This window comes from Aquabacterium sp., from assembly GCF_050725395.1.
Classification (GTDB): Bacteria; Pseudomonadota; Gammaproteobacteria; order Burkholderiales; family Burkholderiaceae_C; genus Aquabacterium.
The window spans coordinates 1-21,928 of sequence record NZ_JBOHHL010000048.1 but is presented as its reverse complement, the minus strand read 5'-3'; the positions used below and the strand labels follow the sequence as shown (position 1 = coordinate 21,928).

At 60.8% G+C, this 21,928-nt stretch carries 22 protein-coding genes and 2 pseudogenes; 14 read left to right on the top strand and 10 right to left on the bottom strand.

What is annotated here, in order from left to right:
- The 3 genes and pseudogenes from ACREB4_RS19425 to tsaD all read right to left on the bottom strand — a co-directional run.
- Positions 1-1,036 (bottom strand): annotated as a pseudogene (locus ACREB4_RS19425) (polyribonucleotide nucleotidyltransferase); the annotation flags it as partial.
- 239 nt (positions 1,037-1,275) lie between these two features.
- Positions 1,276-1,545: a 30S ribosomal protein S15 gene (rpsO, locus tag ACREB4_RS19420; protein ID WP_431589897.1), complete on the bottom strand. Its 270-nt coding sequence runs from the start codon at positions 1,543-1,545 to the stop codon at positions 1,276-1,278.
- 124 nt (positions 1,546-1,669) lie between these two features.
- A complete protein-coding gene (gene tsaD, locus ACREB4_RS19415) occupies positions 1,670-2,752 on the bottom strand; it encodes a tRNA (adenosine(37)-N6)-threonylcarbamoyltransferase complex transferase subunit TsaD (RefSeq protein WP_431589896.1) in 1,083 nt (360 codons plus the stop codon).
- A gap of 90 nt (positions 2,753-2,842) precedes the next feature.
- Between tsaD and ACREB4_RS19410 the strand changes: the two genes are divergently transcribed.
- The 4 genes from ACREB4_RS19410 (at position 2,843) to ACREB4_RS19395 (ending at position 6,761) form a co-directional block, all read left to right on the top strand.
- Entirely contained in the window at positions 2,843-3,478 is a 636-nt protein-coding gene (locus ACREB4_RS19410; RefSeq protein WP_431589895.1) for an ANTAR domain-containing response regulator, read from the top strand.
- A gap of 288 nt (positions 3,479-3,766) precedes the next feature.
- Positions 3,767-4,990, top strand: coding sequence for a CmpA/NrtA family ABC transporter substrate-binding protein (locus ACREB4_RS19405; protein ID WP_431589894.1), 1,224 nt, complete (start codon positions 3,767-3,769; stop codon positions 4,988-4,990).
- A gap of 34 nt (positions 4,991-5,024) precedes the next feature.
- Complete coding sequence (gene ntrB, locus ACREB4_RS19400; RefSeq protein ID WP_431589893.1) at positions 5,025-5,933, top strand: nitrate ABC transporter permease; 909 nt, start codon at positions 5,025-5,027, stop codon at positions 5,931-5,933.
- A gap of 27 nt (positions 5,934-5,960) precedes the next feature.
- A complete protein-coding gene (locus ACREB4_RS19395) occupies positions 5,961-6,761 on the top strand; it encodes an ABC transporter ATP-binding protein (RefSeq protein ID WP_431589892.1) in 801 nt (266 codons plus the stop codon).
- Between the two features lie 106 nt (positions 6,762-6,867).
- On the opposite strand, the gene lgt is transcribed toward ACREB4_RS19395, so the two are convergent.
- Positions 6,868-7,686 (bottom strand): prolipoprotein diacylglyceryl transferase, encoded by an 819-nt coding sequence (gene lgt / locus ACREB4_RS19390; protein WP_431589891.1) that lies wholly within the window; start codon positions 7,684-7,686, stop codon positions 6,868-6,870.
- A gap of 154 nt (positions 7,687-7,840) precedes the next feature.
- Between lgt and ACREB4_RS19385 the strand changes: the two genes are divergently transcribed.
- Both ACREB4_RS19385 and ilvD read left to right on the top strand, forming a co-directional pair.
- A complete protein-coding gene (locus ACREB4_RS19385) occupies positions 7,841-9,265 on the top strand; it encodes a chloride channel protein (RefSeq protein WP_431589890.1) in 1,425 nt (474 codons plus the stop codon).
- A gap of 36 nt (positions 9,266-9,301) precedes the next feature.
- Positions 9,302-10,984 (top strand): dihydroxy-acid dehydratase, encoded by a 1,683-nt coding sequence (ilvD, locus tag ACREB4_RS19380; RefSeq protein ID WP_431589889.1) that lies wholly within the window; start codon positions 9,302-9,304, stop codon positions 10,982-10,984.
- A gap of 55 nt (positions 10,985-11,039) precedes the next feature.
- Here ilvD and ACREB4_RS19375 read toward each other — a convergent pair whose 3' ends face one another.
- The gene (locus ACREB4_RS19375) at positions 11,040-11,303 is read right to left on the bottom strand and encodes a TIGR04438 family Trp-rich protein (protein WP_431589888.1); all 264 of its coding nucleotides are present in this window, start codon (positions 11,301-11,303) and stop codon (positions 11,040-11,042) included.
- A 108-nt stretch (positions 11,304-11,411) separates the two neighbouring features.
- Here ACREB4_RS19375 and ACREB4_RS19370 point away from each other — a divergent pair, with 108 nt between their 5' ends.
- Entirely contained in the window at positions 11,412-11,723 is a 312-nt protein-coding gene (locus tag ACREB4_RS19370; RefSeq protein WP_431589887.1) for a c-type cytochrome, read from the top strand.
- A gap of 107 nt (positions 11,724-11,830) precedes the next feature.
- Here the strand turns inward: ACREB4_RS19370 and ACREB4_RS19365 are convergent, their stop codons facing one another.
- Together ACREB4_RS19365 and acs are read right to left on the bottom strand one after the other, a co-directional pair.
- Positions 11,831-13,675 carry an MFS transporter gene (locus ACREB4_RS19365; RefSeq protein WP_431589886.1) on the bottom strand — a complete coding sequence of 615 codons (1,845 nt, stop codon included), beginning with the start codon at positions 13,673-13,675 and terminating at the stop codon, positions 11,831-11,833.
- Positions 13,676-13,838: 163 nt separating this feature from the next.
- Positions 13,839-15,800: an acetate--CoA ligase gene (gene acs / locus ACREB4_RS19360; protein WP_431589885.1), complete on the bottom strand. Its 1,962-nt coding sequence runs from the start codon at positions 15,798-15,800 to the stop codon at positions 13,839-13,841.
- Between the two features lie 105 nt (positions 15,801-15,905).
- Here acs and ACREB4_RS19355 point away from each other — a divergent pair, with 105 nt between their 5' ends.
- Complete coding sequence (locus tag ACREB4_RS19355) at positions 15,906-16,499, top strand: TIGR00645 family protein (RefSeq protein WP_431589884.1); 594 nt, start codon at positions 15,906-15,908, stop codon at positions 16,497-16,499.
- Between the two features lie 4 nt (positions 16,500-16,503).
- On the opposite strand, the gene ACREB4_RS19350 is transcribed toward ACREB4_RS19355, so the two are convergent.
- The 3 genes from ACREB4_RS19350 to ACREB4_RS19340 all read right to left on the bottom strand — a co-directional run bounded on the left by ACREB4_RS19350 (position 16,504) and on the right by ACREB4_RS19340 (position 18,449).
- On the bottom strand, positions 16,504-16,677 hold the full coding sequence (locus ACREB4_RS19350) for a hypothetical protein (protein ID WP_431589883.1): 174 nt from the start codon (positions 16,675-16,677) through the stop codon (positions 16,504-16,506).
- A 365-nt stretch (positions 16,678-17,042) separates the two neighbouring features.
- On the bottom strand, positions 17,043-18,005 hold the full coding sequence (locus ACREB4_RS19345; protein WP_431589882.1) for a hypothetical protein: 963 nt from the start codon (positions 18,003-18,005) through the stop codon (positions 17,043-17,045).
- 99 nt (positions 18,006-18,104) lie between these two features.
- On the bottom strand, positions 18,105-18,449 hold the full coding sequence (locus tag ACREB4_RS19340) for an NUMOD3 domain-containing DNA-binding protein (RefSeq protein ID WP_431589881.1): 345 nt from the start codon (positions 18,447-18,449) through the stop codon (positions 18,105-18,107).
- An 80-nt stretch (positions 18,450-18,529) separates the two neighbouring features.
- On the opposite strand from ACREB4_RS19340, the gene ACREB4_RS19335 reads away from it, so the two are divergent.
- From ACREB4_RS19335 to ACREB4_RS19310, 6 genes and pseudogenes are all read left to right on the top strand, one after another.
- Positions 18,530-19,105 (top strand): hypothetical protein, encoded by a 576-nt coding sequence (locus ACREB4_RS19335; protein WP_431589880.1) that lies wholly within the window; start codon positions 18,530-18,532, stop codon positions 19,103-19,105.
- A 48-nt stretch (positions 19,106-19,153) separates the two neighbouring features.
- A pseudogene (locus ACREB4_RS19330) lies at positions 19,154-19,414 on the top strand (PAAR domain-containing protein); the annotation flags it as partial.
- A gap of 317 nt (positions 19,415-19,731) precedes the next feature.
- Entirely contained in the window at positions 19,732-20,346 is a 615-nt protein-coding gene (locus ACREB4_RS19325; RefSeq protein ID WP_431589879.1) for a type VI secretion system amidase effector protein Tae4, read from the top strand.
- Positions 20,343-20,654 (top strand): hypothetical protein, encoded by a 312-nt coding sequence (locus ACREB4_RS19320; RefSeq protein WP_431589878.1) that lies wholly within the window; start codon positions 20,343-20,345, stop codon positions 20,652-20,654. The genes ACREB4_RS19325 and ACREB4_RS19320 overlap by 4 nt, the downstream gene beginning before the upstream one ends.
- A gap of 100 nt (positions 20,655-20,754) precedes the next feature.
- Positions 20,755-21,702 carry an FRG domain-containing protein gene (locus ACREB4_RS19315; protein ID WP_431589877.1) on the top strand — a complete coding sequence of 316 codons (948 nt, stop codon included), beginning with the start codon at positions 20,755-20,757 and terminating at the stop codon, positions 21,700-21,702.
- A 16-nt stretch (positions 21,703-21,718) separates the two neighbouring features.
- Positions 21,719-21,928 (top strand): hypothetical protein (locus tag ACREB4_RS19310; protein ID WP_431589876.1); only part of this gene is annotated, 210 nt, incomplete at its 3' end.

The following is a 21,928-nucleotide window of genomic DNA, read 5'->3' as shown; positions in this document are numbered from 1 at the left end:
CGAACAGGGCCGAACCGTGGACGCGGGGCAGCACGCCCGTGCGGATCTCGATGGGGCGCACGGTGCGGGTGTCGCGACCGTCGATGCGGGGTTCGCCGGCCAGGATCTGGCTGCGCACGATCTTGGCTTCGATGTCGAACAGCAGGTTGTCGACCTTGACGCCGTCGAACGCCACGCCTTCGGCCGTCAGTGCGGCCTTGACGTCGGCGTAGGCGGCGCGGGTGGCTTGCGTGCGGGCTTGCTTGGAGCGGATTTGATAGGCAGCACGCAGCTTCTCGCCGGCCAGACCGTCGATCTTGGCGATGAAGTTGTCGTCCTTGGCGGGCGCGGCCCAGTCCCAGACGGGCTTGCCGGCGTCACGCACCAGGTCATGGATGGCGTTGATGGCGATGCGGCCTTGTTCGTGGCCGTAGACGATGCCGCCCAGCATGACTTCTTCGGTCAGTTGATCGGCTTCGGACTCGACCATCAGCACGGCGGCTTCGGTGCCGGCCACGATCAGGTCCATCTTGGAATTGGCCAGCTCGGACGGGCCGGGGTTCAGCACGTACTCGCCATTGACATAACCCACGCGGGCCGCACCGATGGGGCCGTTGAACGGGATGCCGGAGATGGCCAAGGCGGCGCTGGACGCGATCAGGGCGACGATGTCGGCCGAGACGTTGGGGTTCAGCGAAACAACGTGGATGACGATCTGGACTTCGTTGTAGAAGCCTTCGGGGAACAGGGGGCGCAGGGGGCGGTCGATCAGGCGCGAGGTCAGCGTCTCCAACTCGCTGGGCTTGGCTTCGCGCTTGAAGAAGCTGCCAGGGATCTTGCCGGCGGCGTAGGTTTTCTCGATGTAATCGACGGTCAGGGGGAAGAAGTCCTGGCCGGGCTTGGGGTTCTTGGCCGCGACGACGGTGGCCAGCACCACGGTGCCTTCAACGTCGGCGAGCACGGCACCGCTGGACTGACGGGCGATTTCGCCGGTCTCGAGCGTGACACTGTGGTTGCCCCATTGGAAGGTCTTGGTGACTTTGTTGAACATGCTCATGGGATGGTTCTCCGGTTGAGTGGCACCCCACATGGGGTGCATTTTCTTATGCGACGCCGCTGGCGTCGGGGGCCCAAATCACTCTGGCGCGATGCCATTCCATCAGGGCAGCTGGCTGCGGTGCCCTCATGGAATGACAGTGCGTCGCTGGTCGAGTGCCTGGTTTTAAAAAACAAAAAGCCTGTGCTGGAAAAAACCAGACAGGCTTCTTGTCATGGTGCCAATCTTATTTGGCAATCTTACTTGCGCAGACCCAGCTTCTGGATCAGGGCCAGATAACGGTCGGCATCCTTGGCCTTGAGGTAGTCCAGCAGCTTGCGGCGGCGGCTCACCATGCGCAGCAGGCCGCGGCGACCGTGGTGGTCCTTCTTGTGGGTCTTGAAATGGGGGGTCAGGTCGTTGATGCGGGCGGTCAGCAGGCCGACTTGCACTTCAGGAGATCCGGTGTCGCCAGCGGTGCGGGCGTTGGACTTGACAACTTCTGCTCTGCTTTCGAGAGTGATGGTCATGGTGTTTTCTTTCGGTTTCGAGTTGATCGACTTGCGGCGCCAGGTGAAACCGACCCGGGCCGTGCTTGAAAATGCCACCCAAACGAGGGCAAGCCTGCGATTATAGCGATTTTTGGCAGGGGTGTCAGATCTTCGACAGATCCCAGCGCGGCTGGACATCGAACACCGGCTGGCGGCTCAAAACCGCCAGCCCGGCCTGCCACCGCATGGCCCCGGCCAAGGCGATCATGGCGCCGTTGTCAGTGCACAGGTGCATTTCGGGGTAGTGAACACGGATGCCGCGCCGTTCGCCCGCGCGGTTGAGCTGCTGGCGCAGCAGGCGGTTGGCGCCCACTCCGCCGGCCACGACGATCCGTTTCAGGCCGGTGGTCTTCAAAGCGGCCAGGGATTTCTTGACCAGCACCTCGACGATGGCGGCCTGGGTGGAAGCCGCCAGATCGGCCAGCGGCCCGGCAGGAACCTCGCCCAGCGCCTGGGCCAAAGCCACTTCGTCGTCCAACAAGCCCAGCTTCTGCAACTGGGTGCGCACCGAGGTCTTCAGCCCCGCGAATGAAAAATCCAGGTTGCCGCTGTGGAGCATGGGACGCGGCAGGTCAAACGCGCCGGGGTTGCCTTGTTCGGCCAGTTTGGACAGGTGCGGCCCTCCGGGATAGGGCAACCCCATCAATTTGGCGGACTTGTCGAACGCCTCGCCGGCCGCGTCGTCCACGGTTTCGCCCAACAGTTCGTAGCGCCCCACCCCGTCCACGCGCATCAACTGGGTGTGGCCACCAGACACCAAGAGGGCCACGAACGGGAACTCCGGCGGATCGGCCGACAGGAAAGGCGACAGCAAATGCCCTTCAAGGTGGTGCACGCCGATCATGGGTTTGTCCAGGGCCGTGGCCAGGGCCGTGGCCACACCTGCGCCGACCAGCAAGGCGCCCGCCAGCCCGGGGCCGCGCGTGTAGGCCACCACATCGACGTCCGCCAGACTTCGCTCGGCCTCCAGCATGACTTGCCGCACCAAGGGCACGACCCGGCGGATGTGGTCGCGCGAGGCCAGTTCGGGCACCACGCCGCCGTAGGCCTGGTGCATGTCGATCTGGCTGTACAGGGCGTGCGACAGCAATTGCACCGCGCCCTGCGCAGGCGCGCTCACCAGCGCGACGCCGGTTTCATCGCAAGAAGACTCGATGCCAAGGATGCAGAGGGGACGTTCAGACATGCCGCTAGTTTAGGTGCCACGCCAGAATTGGCGTCCGCCCCACGCATTTGCACGGCCAAGGCGCGGCGCGTTTGTTGCATGATCGCGGACATGAATGAAGCCCGCAACATGCGCCTGGTGATCGTGGCGCCCGAGAACCTGACAGCCGCCCCCGACGACGATGAATCGGTGCGGGCCGAGGCCGAGCGTTCCCGGATGCTGCGCATCGCCCTGCTGGAGTCGGGCTTCAACATCGTGGCCACACTGCCTGCCGATGTGTTCCTGCCCGAACGCATTGCCCAGATCCAGCCGGACATGATCGTGGTCGACGCCGAAAGCCAGGGGCGCGACATCCTGGAGCACGTCGTGGTGGCCACGCGCGGCGAGCGCCGCCCCATCGTGCTTTTTTCAGATGACGAAGACACCTCGCACGTGCGCGCAGCCATCGCCGCTGGCGTGTCGGCGTATGTGGTGGCAGGCCTGCCCGCCGACAGCATCAAGCCGGTGATCGACGTGGCCATGGCCCGCTTCGAACACGAAGAGGGATTGCGCCGCGAACTGGCCGACGTGCGCGGCCAACTGGAAGACCGCAAGGTGATCGACCGCGCCAAAAGCGTGCTCATGAACCAGCATGGCCTGAGCGAGCAGGATGCTTACTCGCGCCTGCGCAAGGCGGCCATGGACAAGGGCCTCAAGCTGGCAGAAGTGGCGCAGCGTCTGCTGGACGTGACCGACATGCTCGGCTGAGCCTTTGCTCCCAGGCCCCGCACCAGTTCGGCGCCCTGCCGCCCCGCATCGGGGCAAGATCTCCGAAAAAGACCTGGCACACCGCTTGCATTAACCACTGCAAGCGAAATCAACGGCGATTTCGCCACCCCACTTTGAGCACCCAATGCAGGGATGCTCAAAGGCACCCGACAAAGGCGTCTACCGAGAGTTCCCAGCGTGTTCAACGCAGGGCTCATCGGCAGGCGCCTTTTTTGTTTGTTGATAGCCAAGAAAGCTGAAGTGACCATGTCTTCACAGGATTTCAATATGTCCCGTCGCTCCATCCTCAAGACTGCCGCAGCCGCTGGCGCGGTGGGCGTGGTTCCCGGCCTGCAATCGGCCGTGTGGGCCGCAGGCTCCGACAAGCCCGAGATCGAGGAAGTCAAGATCGGCTTCATCCCGCTGACCGATTGCGCCTCGGTGGTGATGGCTTCGGTGCTGGGCTTCGACAAGAAGTACGGCGTCAAGATCATCCCCAGCAAGGAAGCCTCGTGGGCTGGCGTGCGTGACAAGCTGGTGAACGGCGACTTGCACATGGCGCATGCCTTGTATGGCTTGATCTACGGCGTGCACCTGGGCGTGGGCGGCCCCAAGAAAGACATGGCCGTGCTGATGACGCTCAACAACAATGGCCAGGCCATCACCTTGTCGAAGAAGCTGTCGGACAAGGGCGCCGTGGATGGCCCATCGCTCGCCAAGCTGATGCAGACCGACAAGCGCGAGTACACCTTCGCGCAGACCTTCCCCACCGGTACGCACGCCATGTGGCTGTACTACTGGCTGGCCACGTACGGCATCAACCCCATGAAGGACGCCAAGGTCATCACCGTGCCGCCGCCCCAAATGGTGGCCAACATGCGCGTCGGCAACATGGATGGCTACTGCGTGGGCGAACCCTGGGGCCACCGCGCCATCATGGACGGCATCGGCATCACCGGCGTCACCACGCAGGACATCTGGAAGGACCACCCCGAAAAGGTGCTGGGCACCACCGGCGATTTCGTCAAGAAGTACCCCAACACCGCGCGCGCCGTGATGATGGCCATCCTCGAAGCCAGCCAGTGGATCGACGCGGGCTTGCAGAACAAGCTGAAGATGGCCGACACCATCGCCGCCAAGTCCTACGTGAACACCAGCGCCGATGCGATCAACCAGCGCATCCTGGGCCGCTACCAGAACGGCCTGGGCAAGACCTGGGACGACCCCAACCACATGAAGTTCTTCAACGACGGCAAGGTCAACTTCCCGTACCTGTCGGATGGCATGTGGTTCCTGACCCAGCACAAGCGCTGGGGCTTGATCAAGGATCACCCGGACTACCTGGGCGTGGCCAAGCAGATCAACCAGGTCGACTTGTACAAGGAAGCCGCCGCGGGTCTGAAGATCAGCGTGCCCAAGGAAGTCATGCGCACCAGCAAGCTGATCGACGGCACCGTGTGGGACGGCAAGGATCCCGCCAAGTACGCCGACAGTTTCAAGATCAAGGCCTGAGGCCAGGTTCAGCAAGGTTCAACAGGAGTTCACCATGGTCAGTGCCGTTTTCCACAGCCCACTCGACGCCAGCGAGGCCCTCAAGGCTTCCAAGGCGGCCGCAGCCGCAGCAGCATCATCTTCGGGCGCCGCTGCGGCGCCCGCCAAGGCGGTCACCGCCAAAGCCCAGCCATTCGATTGGTCAGGCTTGTTGCTCAGGGTGCTGCCACCCTTGATCGGGGCGGGCCTCCTGATCGGCATCTGGGCCTTGCTGACGATGAACAGCACCACCTTCCCGACACCGGCCGCCACCTGGACGGAAGCGGTCAAGCTGTTCTCGGATCCGTTCTATCAAAACGGGCCCAATGACCAGGGCCTGGGCTGGAACATCTGGTTTTCGCTGAAGCGCGTGGCGCTGGGCTTCGGCCTGGCGGCGCTGGTGGGCATCCCGATGGGTTTCATCATCGGCCGCTTCACCTTCATCAGCAACATGCTGAACCCGATCATCAGCCTGCTGCGCCCGGTGTCGCCGCTGGCCTGGCTGCCCATCGGCCTGATGGTGTTCAAGTCGGCCGACCCGGCCGCCATCTGGACCATCTTCATCTGCTCGATCTGGCCCATGATCATCAACACCGCCGTCGGCGTGCAGCGCGTCCCCGAGGACTACCTGAACGTGGCCAAGGTGCTGAACCTGAGCGAGTGGAAGATCATCACCAAGATCCTGTTCCCTTCGGTGCTGCCCTACATGCTGACTGGCGTGCGCCTGTCGGTGGGCACGGCCTGGCTGGTGATCGTCGCGGCTGAAATGCTGACCGGCGGCGTGGGCATCGGCTTCTGGGTCTGGGACGAGTGGAACAACCTCAATGTCGCCCACATCATCATCGCCATCTTCGTCATCGGCATCGTCGGCCTGCTGCTCGAACAGCTGTTGATGATGGTCGCCAAGCGCTTCAGTTTCGAATAATCCGGATCACCTTCAAGGAGCCCCAACATGAGTCAATTCATCGACATCCACGGCGCCGAAATGGTGTTCCACACCAAAAAAGGGCAGTTCCATGCCCTGCGCGAAATCAACCTGGGCATCGACAAGGGCGAATTCGTCACCCTGATCGGCCACTCGGGCTGCGGCAAGTCCACCCTGCTGAACCTGATCGCCGGCCTGATCAAGCCCACCGATGGTGCGCTGATCTGCGACAACAAGGAAATCAATGCTCCCGGGCCGGAGCGCGCCGTGGTTTTCCAGAACCACTCGCTGCTGCCCTGGCTGACTTGCTTCCAGAACGTCCACCTGGCGGTGGAGCGTGTGTTTGGTGCCAAGGAGACCAAAGACCAGCTCAAGAAGCGCACGAACGATGCGCTGGAGCTGGTGGGCATGGGTCACGCCATCAACAAGCGCCCGCACGAGATCTCGGGCGGCATGAAGCAGCGCGTGGGCATTGCGCGTGCGCTGGCGATGGAGCCCAAGGTCCTGCTGATGGACGAGCCTTTCGGCGCGCTGGATGCGCTCACCCGCGCCCACCTGCAAGATGAATTGCTCAAGATCGTGGCACGCACCAAATCGACCGTGGTGATGGTGACCCACGACGTGGACGAGGCCGTGCTGCTGTCGGACCGCATCGTGATGATGACCAACGGCCCGGCCGCCACGATTGGCGAGATCCTGACCGTGCCGCTGGCCCACCCGCGCAACCGCGTGGCACTGGCCGAGGACCCGACCTACGTCCACTGCCGCAAGGAAGTGCTGGACTTCCTGTACACCCGCCACGGCGTGGCGGACCGCAAGGCCGCCTGAATCTGGCATGGGCCTTGCATGCAGGATTTCCGATCGCCTGATTCGCCAGAGCCAGGTGGTCTTCCTCAGCGGGGGTCCGTGGGTCCGCGAAAACCTACCGGCCTCTTCACGCCTTCCGATCCTTGGGTCGGAAGGCGTCTTTTTTGGCGGCAACCCAGATCAGTGCGCCGGCCAGCACCATGGGCACGCACAGCCACTGGCCCATGCTCATGTTCAGGGCCAGCAAGCCGAGGAAGCTGTCCGGCTCGCGGAAGTACTCGGCCGTGAAGCGGAACACCCCATAGCCCATCAGGAACATGCCCGACACGGCGCCCAGGGGACGCGGCTTGCGTCCGTAGAACCAGAGCAGCGCGAACAGCATCAGGCCTTCCAGGCCGAACTGGTAGAGCTGCGAGGGGTGGCGCGGCTCCATGCTGCCGGAATCCGGAAAGACCATGGCCCAGGGCAGCGAAGGATCGGCGAAACGGCCCCACAGTTCCCCATTGATGAAGTTGCCGATGCGGCCCGCCGCCAGGCCCACGGGCACGCACGGGGCGACCAGGTCCGCGACCTCGAAGAAGGTGCGTCCCTGGCGCCTGGCATACAAGCCCATCGCCGCGATCACACCCAGCAAGCCCCCATGGAAGGCCATGCCCCCCTGCCACACCGCCAGGATCTCGGCCGGGTGGCCCAGGTAGTAGCCGGGCTTGTAGAAAAAAACGTACCCCAGGCGTCCGCCCAGCACCACGCCGAGCACCCCGAAGAACAGCAGGTCCTCGACCTGCTGCCGGGTCCAGCCTGTTTGCGCGAAAGGCGCGCGCTTGGCCCGCCAGGAGGCCAGCAGGTAGAACAGGGTGAAGGCCGCCAGGTAGGTGAGGCCATACCAATGGACCTTGAGCGGCCCCAGTTCCACGGCGATGGGATTGAAGTGCGGATGAACGAGCATGTGGTGCGCCGCAGGAAGGACTGCGGACTGTCGAAGAGAAGCCGGGCGAACGATAACCGATGGCAAGTCCATTGATAGGATGCGGGGCATGAAACCAAGTACATGGCAAGTCCTGGCCGGAACGGCATTCGCTTTGACCCCCCATCCCTGATCCATGGCCATGACCGACGAGGAACACCGCCCCATCCCCGACGCGCTGAAAGCCGAGCTGTCCGATTGGCGGCGCTGGGTGTCCCGCGTGGTGGTGCTCAGTTTCGCCGCCTTGGCGGGCCTGAGCGTGGTGTTCATGACGCGCTTGAGCGAGCACGCGCTGGATGTGTTCTTCCATGTCCAGCAGCGGTGGTTCTGGGCGCCCTTGGTGTGGACGCCGCTGTGCACCGTGGCGGTGGTCTGGTGTACGCGGCGCTGGTTCGCTGGCGCAGCCGGTTCGGGCATACCGCAGGTCATGGCCGCGCTCGACCCCGATCTCCAACAGCCACAGCGCCGGCAACTGGTCTCGCTGCGGCTGGCCTTGGGCAAGATCGGCCTGACCTCGGCCGGGCTGATGGCGGGCCTGTCAACGGGCCGTGAAGGTCCCTCGGTGCAGGTGGCGGCTGGCGTCATGCACCACGCGCGCCGCTGGCTGCCCAAGGGCTCGGGCGTGAAAGACCACGAACTGCTGGTGGCTGGCGGGGCCGCGGGCATCGCGGCGGCCTTCAACACGCCCCTGGGCGGCGTCATGTTCGCCATCGAGGAACTGTCGCGCCATCCGGAACAACGCCGCAGCGGCCTGTTGGTCGCGGCCATCGTGCTCGCCGGCCTGATCGCGGTGTCCATCGATGGCAATGGCACCTACTTCGGCGTGATCAAGGTGCAGGCCCTGACCTGGGCCCTGATGCTGCCCGGCTTGCTGGTGGCGCTGTCGGCGGGCCTGCTGGGCGGGCTCTTCTCACGCCTGGTGATCCAGTCTTTCAGCAGCCAGGGCGGACGCTTCAGCCGCTGGCGCCGCGCATACCCGCTGCGGTTCGCGGCGGGGTGCGCCTTTGGCGTGGCACTCATCGGCGTGTCCTCGGGCGGGCTGACTTTTGGCAGCGGCTACGACACCACCAAGCAGTTGCTCGACGGGCAGGACACCACCCCAGGCCTGTACGTGGCCCTGCGCTTCCTGGCGACCTGGCTGTCCACCTGGAGCGGGGTGCCGGGCGGCATTTTCGCGCCTTGCCTGACGATCGGCGCCGGCATCGGCAGCGACATCGCCAACCTGACCGGTCACCCCTCCCAGGCCGCCCTGATCGCGCTGGGCATGACCGGGTTCCTTGCCGCGGTCACGCAGGCCCCCATCACCGCCTTCATCATCGTGATGGAAATGGTGGACGGGCACAGCATGGTGCTCAGCCTGATGGCATGCGCTCTGACGGCCAGCGGGGTGGCCCGCCTGCTGAGCCCGCCCCTGTATGGCGCCCTGACCCAGAATTTCAAGCTCGCGGCCATGGCGATCCAGCAGGGAACCAGGGACGAAAAAATGGAAGAAAGCCCCGCACAGCCCTCCACCGAAGCGTCACCTGCCAACACCTCGCCCAACACGAAGGTCGAACGCTGAGCGACAATGCTGGTTTTACCGCCAAGCACCACCGCCATGAGCCTGAACCGCCGCTCTAAGAACATCACCGAAGGCGTCGCCCGCGCGCCCAACCGCTCCATGTACTACGGCATGGGCTACAAGGAAGGCGACTTCGTCAAACCCATGATCGGCGTGGCCAACGGCCACTCCACGATCACGCCCTGCAACTCCGGCCTGCAAAAGCTGGCCGACGCCGCCATCGAAGGCGTCAAGGAAGCTGGCGGCAACGCCCAGGTCTTCGGCACACCCACCATCTCTGATGGCATGGCCATGGGCACCGAAGGCATGAAGTACTCGCTGGTCTCGCGCGAAGTCATCTCCGACTGCGTCGAAACCTGCGTGGGCGGCCAATGGCTGGACGGCGTCATCGTCATCGGCGGCTGCGACAAGAACATGCCCGGCGGCCTGATGGGCATGCTGCGCGCCAACGTGCCCGCCATCTACGTGTACGGCGGCACCATCCTGCCCGGCCACTACAAGGGCAAGGACCTGAACATCGTCAGCGTGTTCGAGGCCGTGGGCCAGTTCACCGCCGGCAAGATGTCCGAAGAAGACTTCTGCCAGATCGAAAAACGCGCCATCCCCGGCACGGGTTCTTGCGGCGGCATGTACACCGCCAACACCATGAGCTCGGCCTTCGAGGCCCTGGGCATCAGCCTGCCCTACAGCAGCACCATGGCCAACGTGGAAGACGAAAAAACCGTCAACACCAAGGAAAGCGCCCGCGTGCTGATCGAGGCTGTGCGCCAGGACATCAAGCCGCGCGACATCGTCACCAAGAAGGCCATCGAGAACGCCGTGGCCGTGATCATGGCCACCGGCGGCTCCACCAACGCCGTGCTGCACTTCCTGGCCATCGCCCACGCCGCCGAGGTCGACTGGACCATCGACGACTTCGAGCGCATGCGCAAGAAGGTGCCCGTGCTGTGCGACCTCAAGCCCAGCGGCGAGTACCTGGCCATCGACCTGCACCGCGCCGGCGGCATTCCGCAGGTCATGAAGATCCTGCTGAACGCCGGCCTGCTGCATGGCGACGCGTTGACCATCACCGGCCAGACCATGGCCGAAGTGCTGGCCGACGTGCCCGACGAGCCACGCGCCGACCAGAAAGTGATCCGCTCCATCAAGGATGCCATCTATGCCGAAGGCCACTTGGCGATCCTGAAGGGCAACCTGGCGCCCGAAGGCTGCGTGGCCAAGATCACCGGCTTGAAGAACCCCGTGATGACCGGCCCCGCCCGCGTGTTCGACGACGAGCAATCCGGCCTGGCCGCCATCATGGCCAAGCAGATCAAGGCCGGCGACGTGATGGTGCTGCGCTACCTGGGCCCCAAGGGTGGCCCAGGCATGCCTGAGATGCTGGCCCCCACCGGCGCGCTGATCGGCCAGGGTCTGGGCGAAAGCGTGGGCCTGATCACCGATGGCCGCTTCTCGGGTGGCACCTGGGGCATGGTCGTGGGCCACGTGGCGCCCGAAGCCGCCGTGGGCGGCCTGATCGGCTTGATCGAAGAAGGTGACTCGATCACCATCGACTCTCACCAGTTGCTGCTGCAATTGAACGTGAGCGACGAGGAAATCGCCCGCCGCCGCGCCCTGTGGAAGGCCCCAGCCCCGCGCTACACCCGTGGCGTTTTGGCCAAATTCGCCCACAACGCGTCGAGCGCCAGCACGGGCGCCGTGCTCGACAAGTTCGAGTAAACACCGCGCTGCGTACTCCATTGAAAAGGCCACCCGAGGGTGGCCTTTTTTTGATTCAGCGCTTTTTCTTGTTCTTGTTGGGCCCCAGGCCCAGCGAGTCCAGGTTTCTCTGCCGCCGCGCTTCGCGCTTGGCATCGTCCTTGTCCATGGCCTTGCGCTGGGTCATGCCCGAGGCATCGGCCCAGGCCCACCAGACCGCGGCCAAACCAAAAGGCAGGAGCATGGCCCACCACCGATCCGCCCAGGTCCACTGCCCGATCGGCCCGATGCCGGCGAAATTCATCAACAGCATGAGCACGCCGATCACGATAAACCACATGCGAAGCCTCTTTAAAAATAGTCCTGCGACGGTCAACCGGCACTGTGCCGGCGCACGTTAATAGAATACCCGCCAAGACTTTACTTCACGGATTGCAGAAAGCCCCCCATGAAATTGCTACCAACGTTGCTGACCAGCACCGCCCTGGCCCTGGCCGCCCTGCCAGTCCTGGCCAACCAGGAACTGGCCCAGAAGAAGGCCTGCATGGCCTGCCATGGCATCGACAAGAAAATCGTGGGCCCGGCCTACCAGGATGTGGCCAAGAAGTACAAAGGCCAGAAGGACGCCGAAGCCAAACTCGTGCAGAAGGTCCTCAAGGGCGGTGGCGGCGTGTGGGGCACGATGGCCATGCCGGCCAATCCCCAGGTCAGCGAAGCCGAAGCCAAGCAATTGGTGAAATGGATCCTCGCGACCAAGTGAGTTTGAGCGGCTCCCCCGGTCGATAAAAAAAGCCCCGCATGGCGACCATGCGGGGCTTTTTGCTGGCGTGTGACCGCCAGCCAGACCCAACAACCTTAATCAATCAATCAATCGTTGGCGTAGATGTCCACGTCCTTGGTTTCACGCACGAACAGCAGCCCGATCACGAAGGTCGCGCTGGCCACGATGATGGGGTACCACAGGCCGTTGTAGATGTTGCCCGTCTGCGCCACGATCGCAAACGCCGTGGTGGGCAGCAGGCCACCGAACCAGCCATTGCCGATGTGGTACGGCAGGCTCATCGAGGTGTAACGGATGCGCGTGGGGAACATTTCCACCAGCATGGCCGCGATCGGACCATAGACCATGGTCACGTAGATCACCAGGACGGCCAGGATGGCCACGATCAACGGTTTGTTCATCCGCTCGGGATCGGCCTTTGGAGGATAGCCCGCCGTCTTCAGGGCGCCACCCACAGCCTTCTTGAACTGGCCATCGATGACCTTGACGGCCGCCGCCTTGGGGTCCTTGTCGAAAGCAGCCAGGTTGGCGCCAGCGTCCTTCGCGTCCTTCTCGGCGGCCTTGAGCTTGTCCTCGGCCTCCTTGCCCATGGCCCCGGCGGCCTTCAGGTCATCGACCTTCTTGGCTGCGGCGTCCTTGCCCTTGGCCGCCGCTTCCTTGGCCGCGGCGATGTCGGACTCGGTCACCTTGGCCGGGCTGTAGACGTTGATCACCGTTTCACCGACCTTGATGGCGGCGGGCGTGCCAGCGGGGGCGTCCACGTTGTCGTAGTTCACCGAGTTGTTGGCCAGGTACTGCTTGGCGATGTCGCAGGAACTGGTGAACTTGGCCGTGCCCGTCGGGTTGAACTGGAAGGAGCATTCCTTCGGGTCGGCTGTCACGGTCACCGGGGCCGTGGCTTGGGCCTGGGCCAGCGCCGGATTGGCCGCTTCGGTCAGCGCCTTGAACAAGGGGAAGTAGGTCGCCGCCGCGATCAGGCAGCCCGCCAGGATGATGGGCTTGCGGCCGATCTTGTCGGAGAGCGATCCGAACACGATGAAGAACGGCGTGCCGATCAACAAGGCGATGGCGATCATGATGTTGGCCGTGGCCCCATCAACCTTCAGCGCCTGCGTCAGGAAGAACAAGGCGTAGAACTGACCCGTGTACCAGACCACCGCCTGACCCGCGACCAGGCCAAACAGGGCGAGGATCACGATCTTCAAGTTGCCCCACTGCCCGAACGATTCGGACAGTGGCGCCTTGGAGGTCTTGCCCTCGGACTTCATCTTCTGGAAGGCCGGGCTTTCGTTCATGCTCATCCGGATCCACACGCTGACCGCCAGCAGCGCCAGCGAGACCAGGAAGGGGATGCGCCAGGCCCATTCGGCGAAGGCTTCTTCACCAAAGTAGGTGCGCGTGCCCAGGATCACCAGCAGGGACAGGAACAGGCCCATGGTGGCCGTCGTCTGGATCCACGCCGTGTAGGCGCCACGCTTGCCGTGGGGCGCGTGTTCAGCCACATAGGTGGCGGCACCACCGTACTCGCCCCCCAGCGCAAGTCCTTGCAGCAAGCGCAAGGCGATCAGGATGACCGGGGCCGCGACGCCGATGTGCGCGTAGTTGGGCAACACCCCCACGATGAAGGTGGACAGCCCCATCAGGAGGATGGTGACCAGGAAGGTGTACTTGCGCCCGATCATGTCGCCCAGGCGGCCGAAGACCAGCGCGCCGAATGGCCGGACGATGAAGCCGGCGGCGAACGCCAGCAAGGCGAAGATGAAACCGGAAGTGGGGTCCAGGCCCGCGAAGAACTGCTTGGCGATGATCGCCGCCAGGGACCCGTAGAGGTAGAAGTCGTACCACTCGAAAACCGTGCCCAGGCTGGAGGCGAAGATGACCTTCCTCTCCTCTGCCGTCATGGGGCCCGCGGATGCTGTGCTTGAAGCCATGGCTCTCTCCTCTTCCTAAAAAATCGCAGCTCTCGTGAGCTATACACCCCCCAATCTAGGGGGGTAGGTATCGATTTGTAATAAGGGGGAATGCTAGTACCGGCTTTTATTTGTGCAAAACCACACGGTTGCAGTGCGGAGGCCCCTGAGGTTCACCCTTGGTTCAATTGGTTTGGGCCAGTTGATCCAGGATGGCGGGATTTTCCAGGGTGCTGGTGTCCTGCGTGACTTTCTCACCCTTGGCGACCACGCGCAACAGGCGCCGCATGATCTTGCCGGAGCGGGTCTTGGGCAGGTTGTCGCCAAAGCGGATGTCCTTGGGCTTGGCGATGGCACCAATCTGCTGGCCCACGTGGGTGCGCAGCTCGTTGGCGATCTGCTTGGCCTCGTCGCCGGTCGGGCGTGAACGCTTGAGCACCACGAAGGCGCAAATGGCCTCGCCGGTCAGGTCATCCGGGCGGCCCACCACGGCGGCCTCGGCCACCAGGGGGTGCGACACCAGGGCCGACTCGACTTCCATGGTGCCCATGCGGTGGCCCGACACATTCAACACATCGTCGATGCGGCCGGTGATGGTGAAGTAGCCGGTCTCGGCATCGCGGATGGCGCCGTCGCCGGCCAGGTAGTACTGGCCGCCGAATTCGGCCGGGTAATAGCTGGTCTTGAAGCGTTCCGGGTCGCCCCAGATGGTTCGGATCATGGACGGCCAGGGCTTGCGCACCACCAGCACGCCGCTCTGCCCCCAAGGCAGTTCGTTGCCGGTTTCGTCCACCACGGCCGCATCGATGCCCGGGAAAGGCAGCGTGCACGAGCCCGGCACCAGGGTGTGGGCACCTGGCAACGGCGTGATCATGTGGCCGCCGGTTTCGGTCTGCCAGAAGGTGTCGACGATGGGGCAGCGGCCGCCGCCGATTTCGCGGTGGTACCACTCCCAGGCGGCGGGGTTGATGGGCTCGCCCACCGAACCCAGCAGGCGCAGGCTGCTCAGGTTGAAATTGCGCGGGTGCAACTCGGCACTGGACTCGGCCGCCTTGATGAGCGCGCGGATGGCCGTGGGTGCCGTGTAGAACACGGTGACCTGGTGCGCCTGGATCATGCGCCAGAAGCGCGCCGCGTCCGGGTAAGTGGGCACGCCTTCGAACACCACCTGGGTGGCAGCGATGGCCAGCGGCCCATAGGTGACGTAGGTGTGGCCGGTGACCCAGCCGATGTCGGCCGTGCACCAGAAGACGTCGTCGGGCTTGAGGTCGAAGGTCCACTTGGTGGTCAGGGCCGCGTGCAAGAGGTAACCGCCGCTGGCGTGCTGCACGCCCTTGGGCTTGCCGGTCGATCCCGAGGTGTAAAGCAGGAACAAGGGGTGTTCGGCCCCCACCCATTCGGGCTCGCAGGCGATGGGCTGGGCGGCCATGACATCGTGCAGCCACAGGTCGCGACCAGCCTGGAAGGCCACCTTGCCACCCGTGCGTTGGTAGACGATGACCTTGCGGACACTGCCCGCGCCTTCCATGGCCAGGGCTTCATCGACGATGGCCTTGAGCGGCAGGCTCTTGCCGCCGCGCTGCTGCTCGTCGGCGGTGATGACCACCACGGCGCCCGCGCCTTCGATGCGGTCGCGCAGGCTCTGGGCCGAGAAGCCGCCGAACACCACCGAGTGCGTGGCACCGATGCGGGCACAGGCCTGCATGGCCACCACGCCCTCGACGGACATGGGCAGGTAGATGACGACGCGGTCGCCCTTCTTGACGCCCTGGGCTTTCAAGGCGTTGGCCAGGCGGCAGACGCGCTCCAGCAGTTCGCTGTAGGTGACCTTGGCGACCTTGCCGTCATCAGATTCGAAAATGATGGCGACCTTGCCGCCCAGGCCCGCTTCGACGTGGCGGTCGAGGCAGTTGTAGGACACGTTCAGCAGGCCGTCGTCGAACCATTTGTAGAACGGGGCCTGGCTGTCGTCCAGCGCCTTGGTGAACGGCTTTTTCCAGGTGAGGAGTTCGCGGGCCAGGCGGGCCCAATAGCCGGCATGGTCGGCGGCGGCCTCGGCGCACAGTTGGTCGTAGGCCTCGCGGCTGCCAACATGAGCGCCCTGGGCGAAGGCCGCAGGGACCGGGTAGTTTTTGTCGCTTGTCATGGTCTTGCTCCGGGGGTGTCCACATGCACACGTGGAGACCTTACCAGAACAAAACCCTGCATGGACCTCTAGAATTTAGCCTTCGGACCATCCCTTAAGGCCCCCATGAGTCAGCAGTCAGACAAGCCCAAAATTCGCCATTTGCCCAACTGGATATTCGCGAGCCGCTGGCTGCAATTGCCTTTGTACCTGGGTCTGATTCTGGCGCAAGGCGTGTACGTGGTGCACTTCTGGGTGGAGCTGGCCCACCTGGTGCAAGCGGCCCTGGGCAACCCGGAAGCCTTGCAGCTCGTGTTCGCCGCGACAGGCCAACATGCCGCCGGCCCGGCCCCCACCCACCTGACCGAGACGACCATCATGCTGGTGGTGCTGGGCCTGATCGACGTGGTGATGATCTCAAACCTGCTGATCATGGTGATCATCGGCGGCTATGAAACCTTCGTGTCGCGCATGAACCTGGAGAATCACCCGGACCAGCCAGAATGGTTGAGCCATGTGAATGCATCGGTGTTGAAGGTGAAACTGGCCACGGCCATCATCGGGATTTCTTCGATCCACCTGCTCAAAACCTTCATCAATGCTGAAAACTATTCAGAAAAGGTATTGATTTCACAAACGGTGATTCACATCGTTTTCTTATTGTCGGCCCTGGCCATCGCCGCCACCGACCGCTTGCTGGGTAAACCGCCCGAGCATTGATGAATCACTGACGCGCATCCAGCGAGAAATTGGCTTGCCGCAGGTCATGGGCCTCGTTGGGCGTCAAACTGGTCAGCAAATCATTCTCATCGGCCTTGAATGGGTCGATGATGGTGCCAAACAAATGAGACTCGTCGCCTGATTCAGCATTGAGTTTGAATCTTTCGGCGACTTTCATTCTGCGCGCCAACACCAGGATTCTTTTTACTTTTTCATCGCACACCACCGAGGAATAACTTGACCTGTGTTTTTTATTTCTCCGAGATTTTTCTTGATGGGCGCATCTTAACCAAACGTGCCGGACAAACAGGATTTCCGCTCGAACGTCATCGATTCACGGACCACGCCCAACGGTAGAATGCGATACCTACTCGAATCACCCGAACCACCATGCCCACGACCATTCGCCACGACGATCTCGTCGAAAGCGTCGCAGCCGCCCTGCAGTACATCAGCTTGAAGTGACTCGCTAAGGCACCTGAGCCAACGAGCAGCAGCCAGTTAGTGGGCACCTAGGTGCAAACGGTGTACAGGTGATGATGGCTACTCAGCCGGTGCTGTCGCTCCTTCTGCTATGCGTCGCGCAATTTTCTTTGCCCGGTCGGTCTTCGCTTTTGAAGGAAGCGCTTCAAGCAACTTGCTGATTGCGATCCTGTTCCTGTCTGAGCAAAACCGGTCTGCTTCCTCGCAGAACTGTTCAGCCTCACGCAGCGCCTCACGCATGTCCTTCATCTTGGTGCCCCACTCCTTCAAGGCCACATCAGTGAGGGTTGGCAATTGCGCTTCGTCTATGGCTTGCAACGGCAAAACGGCTTTGAACTTCAAAGTAGCTTGAATTACTTTGGCTTGTGACACGCAACTGGCACCAACGATGGTGCCTATGGTCACAGACACTTCCGCATGTTCCTTCCTACCGTCTTTGCCCATAGCCATCCGCCCGGCATCGCTGACTTTTTGGTAGACGTTGATTTGCCCTTTGAGCCTTACCGCTTCACCAAAAGCTTTCTCCATCGGCTTGTCCTTTTGGATTAAGCCGTATAGCTCATTGACGTCGTGTACGTGGAGCGAGGACTTACGTGTCAACTCATTGGCCTGCCGAAGAAGTACATGCTTCTGCGAAATCAAATCATTGATGTACTGCGTCTTGGCATTGCGGTCCACTGCGGCTTTGTAGGCTGACACGAAGTCTTTGAACACTACGTCGAACTGCGTAAGCCCGCAGTCCTGGCCTATGTTCGTTTCGCGACCATCCTTGAACCGGATAACAAATCCGTGCCAGTGCTTTGTCTTGCATCCATTGAGGCCGCACTGCTGCTCTCTCGCCTTGTCGAACTCGTAATTGCCAATAATTTTGTCGAGCTGCTTAACGTCGCAGTGAAGGTCATCGACGAAGTTTGGCCGAGCGCGAAACTGCTCGGGGCTCTCAAACAAGATCGGCACGAACGGGGCCGTCGAATCTTGAACATCCACCAGAGGTGCGAGTGTGCTGTCTGATAAAGCGATCATGAACTAAACCACTGTTTAAACATCCAGCTTTATAAGGCAAAAGTCCTAAATTACCGTGTGTTTTACACAACATTTACATGTTTCCACCCTTGATAGGTGCTATTGACGGTGCTTGCCCTTTCGATCAAGGCTCATCTTGGCCTTTGTCTCGTCAGTGTGTTTGGTGCCCGTCTTGCCTTCACGGGCGTTCTGGCTTGACAGCTTGATCTCGACATTGCCGATCTCGTAGTGCCCAAGGTCATTGGGGCGTGACATGCAAAACTGGCCTTGCTTCAAGCCCATGTTGTCGATTTGGCCTGATCGCATCCAGACATACAGCCACTCGTCAAACGACATCAGGAACTGGATTGGCTCACCCAGCTTGTCTACCCTGCCCTTCGTGGTTTTCTTCTTGACGTTGTATTTGTTGCGGAGCTTTCGTAGCTCTTCTTGGTGTTCTTTCATTGGATTGGTCCCTGTAGACCAATCTATTTAGGCAACGCAACCAAGTCAAAATAGACCAAAGCAACATGCAAGGGGGCTCTGTGAACATCGATGTAGATCAACTTGGTAAGTGGGTGGCCATCGCCATCGCCATTGGCGGTGCCGCTGGTGGCGTTGCATCCAAGTGCATTGACATTTGGTTCAAGGCGCAATCACGCGCAGACCGCATCACCGTGAAGTGCGGAATGATCAGACCCTCTTTTGTCCGAGAGCCTGCACTAAGTATTGAGAGTGACAGTGACCACATGCTGAACATCGAAGACTATGGCTTCATCACGTGGGATGCCAAGCTGTTTTCGATTGCTGCAAACCAAGCCTATGACTTTGAACCGGACGACGGATTCGGATGCACAGGAACCTTGACTCCGGAAAAGCGTGGGGAAAGTTTCCAGTGCTGGTTGGACTACCAGCCCTCCCCCGCCGGGGTGTACGCAAAAACAGTCCGCATGTCGAAGGCCGCCATCGCCTTTAGATATGACATTGGGTTTTGGCAACGGATGCTCTTCACCCTGGTGATCCGATTCCGCACGCGTCATTCGTGGCAAAACCACTGGGATTGGTCGCCTTGGCTGTTGAAGCTGGTGGGCAAGCAGCATAAAGGACCGTTGGACTTGTGAGATCAGGGTAATGCTAGAGTCTCTGCACAACAAATTCAGGGATAAACGATGGGACGTCCATTCATTGTCATTGGTGATCGAACAGATCATGGTGGTGTCGTTGTCGGTGCATCAGGCACAACAGAAACCCACGGTAAACGCATTGCTCGCGTAGGTGATCAAGTCACTTGCCCCAAGAAAGGCCACGGAACAACAGTAATTGTTTCGGGCGATTCAACAATGCTCGATGAGGGTAGGCCAGTAGCGAGACACGGCGACAAGACCGCATGTGGTGCAACCCTGATTTCCAGCCAGTTTGTTTCCACCACGTCGGATGGCGGTGCATCAAGTCCACAAGCATCCAGCCAAGCGCAGGCCGCAAGAGCAGCAGAGTTCTTCCCACCAGAAGCTCAAGCGATGCTGTCCGAAGCAAGGTTCACCTTTGACGAGCAAACACGCCTTGAAGTCGATGGCGACACATCTACGCTGGTTGGATTGCCTTGGTTTATCAAGAAAACCAACGGTCAAACACAGTCAGGTCGCTTGGATGCAAGTGGTCAACTGCCACGAGTGATCACTGATGGGGAAGATCGGTACGAAGCTTTCTGGGGAGACGAAGCCTTGGCTCTGATGAACGGGGATGCGTCATGAACAAGGTTTTGAAACAGAGCGAGAAGATCAAAACCAATACGCAAGCGGGATCAATTTGCACCGTCAAGATAATGCCAGTCAAGTTTGCGGACTTGTGGGCAGGCTATCCGAAGACCGGGACGCCATACGTTGACGCAAAGGGCGAGGTACCTACTGGTTTTGAGAACCAATGTGCCATCAGGGTGAGCGTTTCATTGACGAGTGTCGGCCTTGCGATGAAGTCGTTCAAAGGAGCGACGGTCTTGGTGAATGCCAACAAAGCAGCGATCAGAGCCCAAGAGCTAGCTGACTGGTTGAAGTTGCAACCTTTTTGCGGCCTACCGGCAAAGCCCGAAGGCATCACCGGCAAGGACTGGCAAGACAAGATCAAAGGTCGCACCGGCATCGTCTACTTCAAGGACTACTGGGCGCGCGCCGCTGAGACCAATCCAACGGGTGATCACATCGACCTATGGAACGGATCAAAACTCACAGCAACCGGCTTGCTCAGCAGCGCGCAATCCTTCATGCGCTTCACCCTTGGTCTCGACAGAGTTGGTGTCGGCAGCGTTTGGAACTTGTATTCTGATCTGGGCAAGTCCAAAGAGATCTTGTTCTGGGAGGTCAAGTGAAGCGCATTTTTATCGTGCTGCTGTACTTGCTCGTTGGGATTGGCATCGACTTTCTGCCAATGTTGATCGCACCAAACGGCTGTCGGGAGACATGCCCTGACTGGTTCTCGCTTTATAGCCTTGCCTTGTTGGCATTGATTCCTATTGGTTGGTTCTGCGCAGGTTTAGTGGCAAGTAAACCATCCAACAAGATCGGCTTCAAACACCTTCTGCTTCTACTGGCCTTCTCAGTAAGCTTGGTTGTTGCGACCGCAGTTCTAAGCGAGCACTATCAGAAGACTTCCAGCTATGGGGCAGTCAGCGGCTAACCGCCTGCCTACCAACTTCCGAACTAGTTGAGCCGTTCCTATCCAGGCCGCCAGTGGCAATTAGCGGCACCTCCAAAAACTCATTACGCAAAGACATGCCATGCAGTTAAAGCATCTGAAGGTTGATCTCCCACTTGTATCAGAGGAGAAGAAGCAAGAACGCAGAAGGCTTTTAAAGCCAGATGAAGAATTGATCGGAAGCCTCAGCACTTTCATGAAGAAGATTGAGGAGCTTCAGGAAGATCCCGACTTCGTCTACTTCTTCAGAGGCCACGGATATTGGCAATGGGGCTGCGAACCTGCACTATATCGTGACGCTGGTTACATTAAAAACGAAGACATCTTATTCAAAGAGATGATCCTCCGATGCCCGACCGACTTCAATCAGAGCGGCAGCACCTTTGAGATGCTGGTGAAGATGCAGCACTATTCGCTGCCAACACGCCTTCTCGACATCACCACAAATGCGCTGGTTGCACTCTTCTTCGCATGCAGCGGTAAGAAGGAGGCTAGAGACATCGGCGAGGTGGTGGTTTTCCGCGTCCCTCGAAGCTTTATCCGCTACTACGACAGCGACAGAGTAAGCGCCGTAGCGAACATTGCTAGGCGCCCTTCAGATTTTGTTCTTCCAGAAACCGAAGAGCGCGACAAATTTAATCGGGACAGTCAAATTCACGACCTGATTCACGATATTCGAAGAGAGAAACCGTACTTTGAACCATACATCGTCCCCAATCACCTTGGCATGGTTCATTGCGTCAAGCCTAAGTTGGACAATCCCCGCATCATCAGGCAAGACGGAGCGTTCTTCTTGTTTGGCATCAACGAGAGAAAACAACAACCAGCGGCAATTGAGCCGGGTTGGTACTTAAGAAACATCTCCAAGAAACGCCTTCTGATAGCGCCCACGGAAGGAAAGACGGAGATCAAAGGCAAGGAGCGCATTCTTTCTCAGCTTGCGAAACTGGGTATCTCGCACAGCACATTATTCCCAGAGGTTGACAGCGTTGCCAAACACATTAGTGAGTTGTACGGCGTAAAGAGTTGAACAGTAAGCTCAGGACATGGATCACTTCGAAGAGCGCAAACAGACAGCCCAATACTGGTTCAATAAAGCCGCTGACCTACGTGCATCCGCGGGTGCGCTTTGGTACTGTGCTCAACCAGACAAGAGCGAAGATGTCAGCAAGTCCTTGGGCTACTGGACAGGCCACAGCATGAATGTGGCAACCGTATCTGTGTTCCCAATGTTATGTGGATTGAGCTTAGAACTG

Bases quoted from the DNA above. Each gene is read 5' to 3' on its own strand.
- ACREB4_RS19385 (WP_431589890.1), top strand. From the start codon at position 7,841: ATGGCCATGACCGACGAGGAACACCGCCCCATCCCCGACGCGCTGAAA.
- ACREB4_RS19375 (WP_431589888.1), bottom strand. From the start codon at position 11,303: ATGTGGTTTATCGTGATCGGCGTGCTCATGCTGTTGATGAATTTCGCC.
- ACREB4_RS19410 (WP_431589895.1), top strand. From the start codon at position 2,843: ATGAATGAAGCCCGCAACATGCGCCTGGTGATCGTGGCGCCCGAGAAC.
- ACREB4_RS19345 (WP_431589882.1), bottom strand. From the start codon at position 18,005: ATGATCGCTTTATCAGACAGCACACTCGCACCTCTGGTGGATGTTCAA.
- acs (WP_431589885.1), bottom strand. From the start codon at position 15,800: ATGACAAGCGACAAAAACTACCCGGTCCCTGCGGCCTTCGCCCAGGGC.
- ACREB4_RS19340 (WP_431589881.1), bottom strand. From the start codon at position 18,449: ATGAAAGAACACCAAGAAGAGCTACGAAAGCTCCGCAACAAATACAAC.
- ilvD (WP_431589889.1), top strand. From the start codon at position 9,302: ATGAGCCTGAACCGCCGCTCTAAGAACATCACCGAAGGCGTCGCCCGC.
- ACREB4_RS19370 (WP_431589887.1), top strand. From the start codon at position 11,412: ATGAAATTGCTACCAACGTTGCTGACCAGCACCGCCCTGGCCCTGGCC.
- lgt (WP_431589891.1), bottom strand. From the start codon at position 7,686: ATGCTCGTTCATCCGCACTTCAATCCCATCGCCGTGGAACTGGGGCCG.
- ACREB4_RS19395 (WP_431589892.1), top strand. From the start codon at position 5,961: ATGAGTCAATTCATCGACATCCACGGCGCCGAAATGGTGTTCCACACC.
- ACREB4_RS19325 (WP_431589879.1), top strand. From the start codon at position 19,732: ATGAACAAGGTTTTGAAACAGAGCGAGAAGATCAAAACCAATACGCAA.
- ACREB4_RS19315 (WP_431589877.1), top strand. From the start codon at position 20,755: ATGCAGTTAAAGCATCTGAAGGTTGATCTCCCACTTGTATCAGAGGAG.
- ntrB (WP_431589893.1), top strand. From the start codon at position 5,025: ATGGTCAGTGCCGTTTTCCACAGCCCACTCGACGCCAGCGAGGCCCTC.
- ACREB4_RS19405 (WP_431589894.1), top strand. From the start codon at position 3,767: ATGTCCCGTCGCTCCATCCTCAAGACTGCCGCAGCCGCTGGCGCGGTG.
- tsaD (WP_431589896.1), bottom strand. From the start codon at position 2,752: ATGTCTGAACGTCCCCTCTGCATCCTTGGCATCGAGTCTTCTTGCGAT.
- ACREB4_RS19365 (WP_431589886.1), bottom strand. From the start codon at position 13,675: ATGGCTTCAAGCACAGCATCCGCGGGCCCCATGACGGCAGAGGAGAGG.
- ACREB4_RS19350 (WP_431589883.1), bottom strand. From the start codon at position 16,677: ATGAAAGTCGCCGAAAGATTCAAACTCAATGCTGAATCAGGCGACGAG.
- ACREB4_RS19355 (WP_431589884.1), top strand. From the start codon at position 15,906: ATGAGTCAGCAGTCAGACAAGCCCAAAATTCGCCATTTGCCCAACTGG.
- rpsO (WP_431589897.1), bottom strand. From the start codon at position 1,545: ATGACCATCACTCTCGAAAGCAGAGCAGAAGTTGTCAAGTCCAACGCC.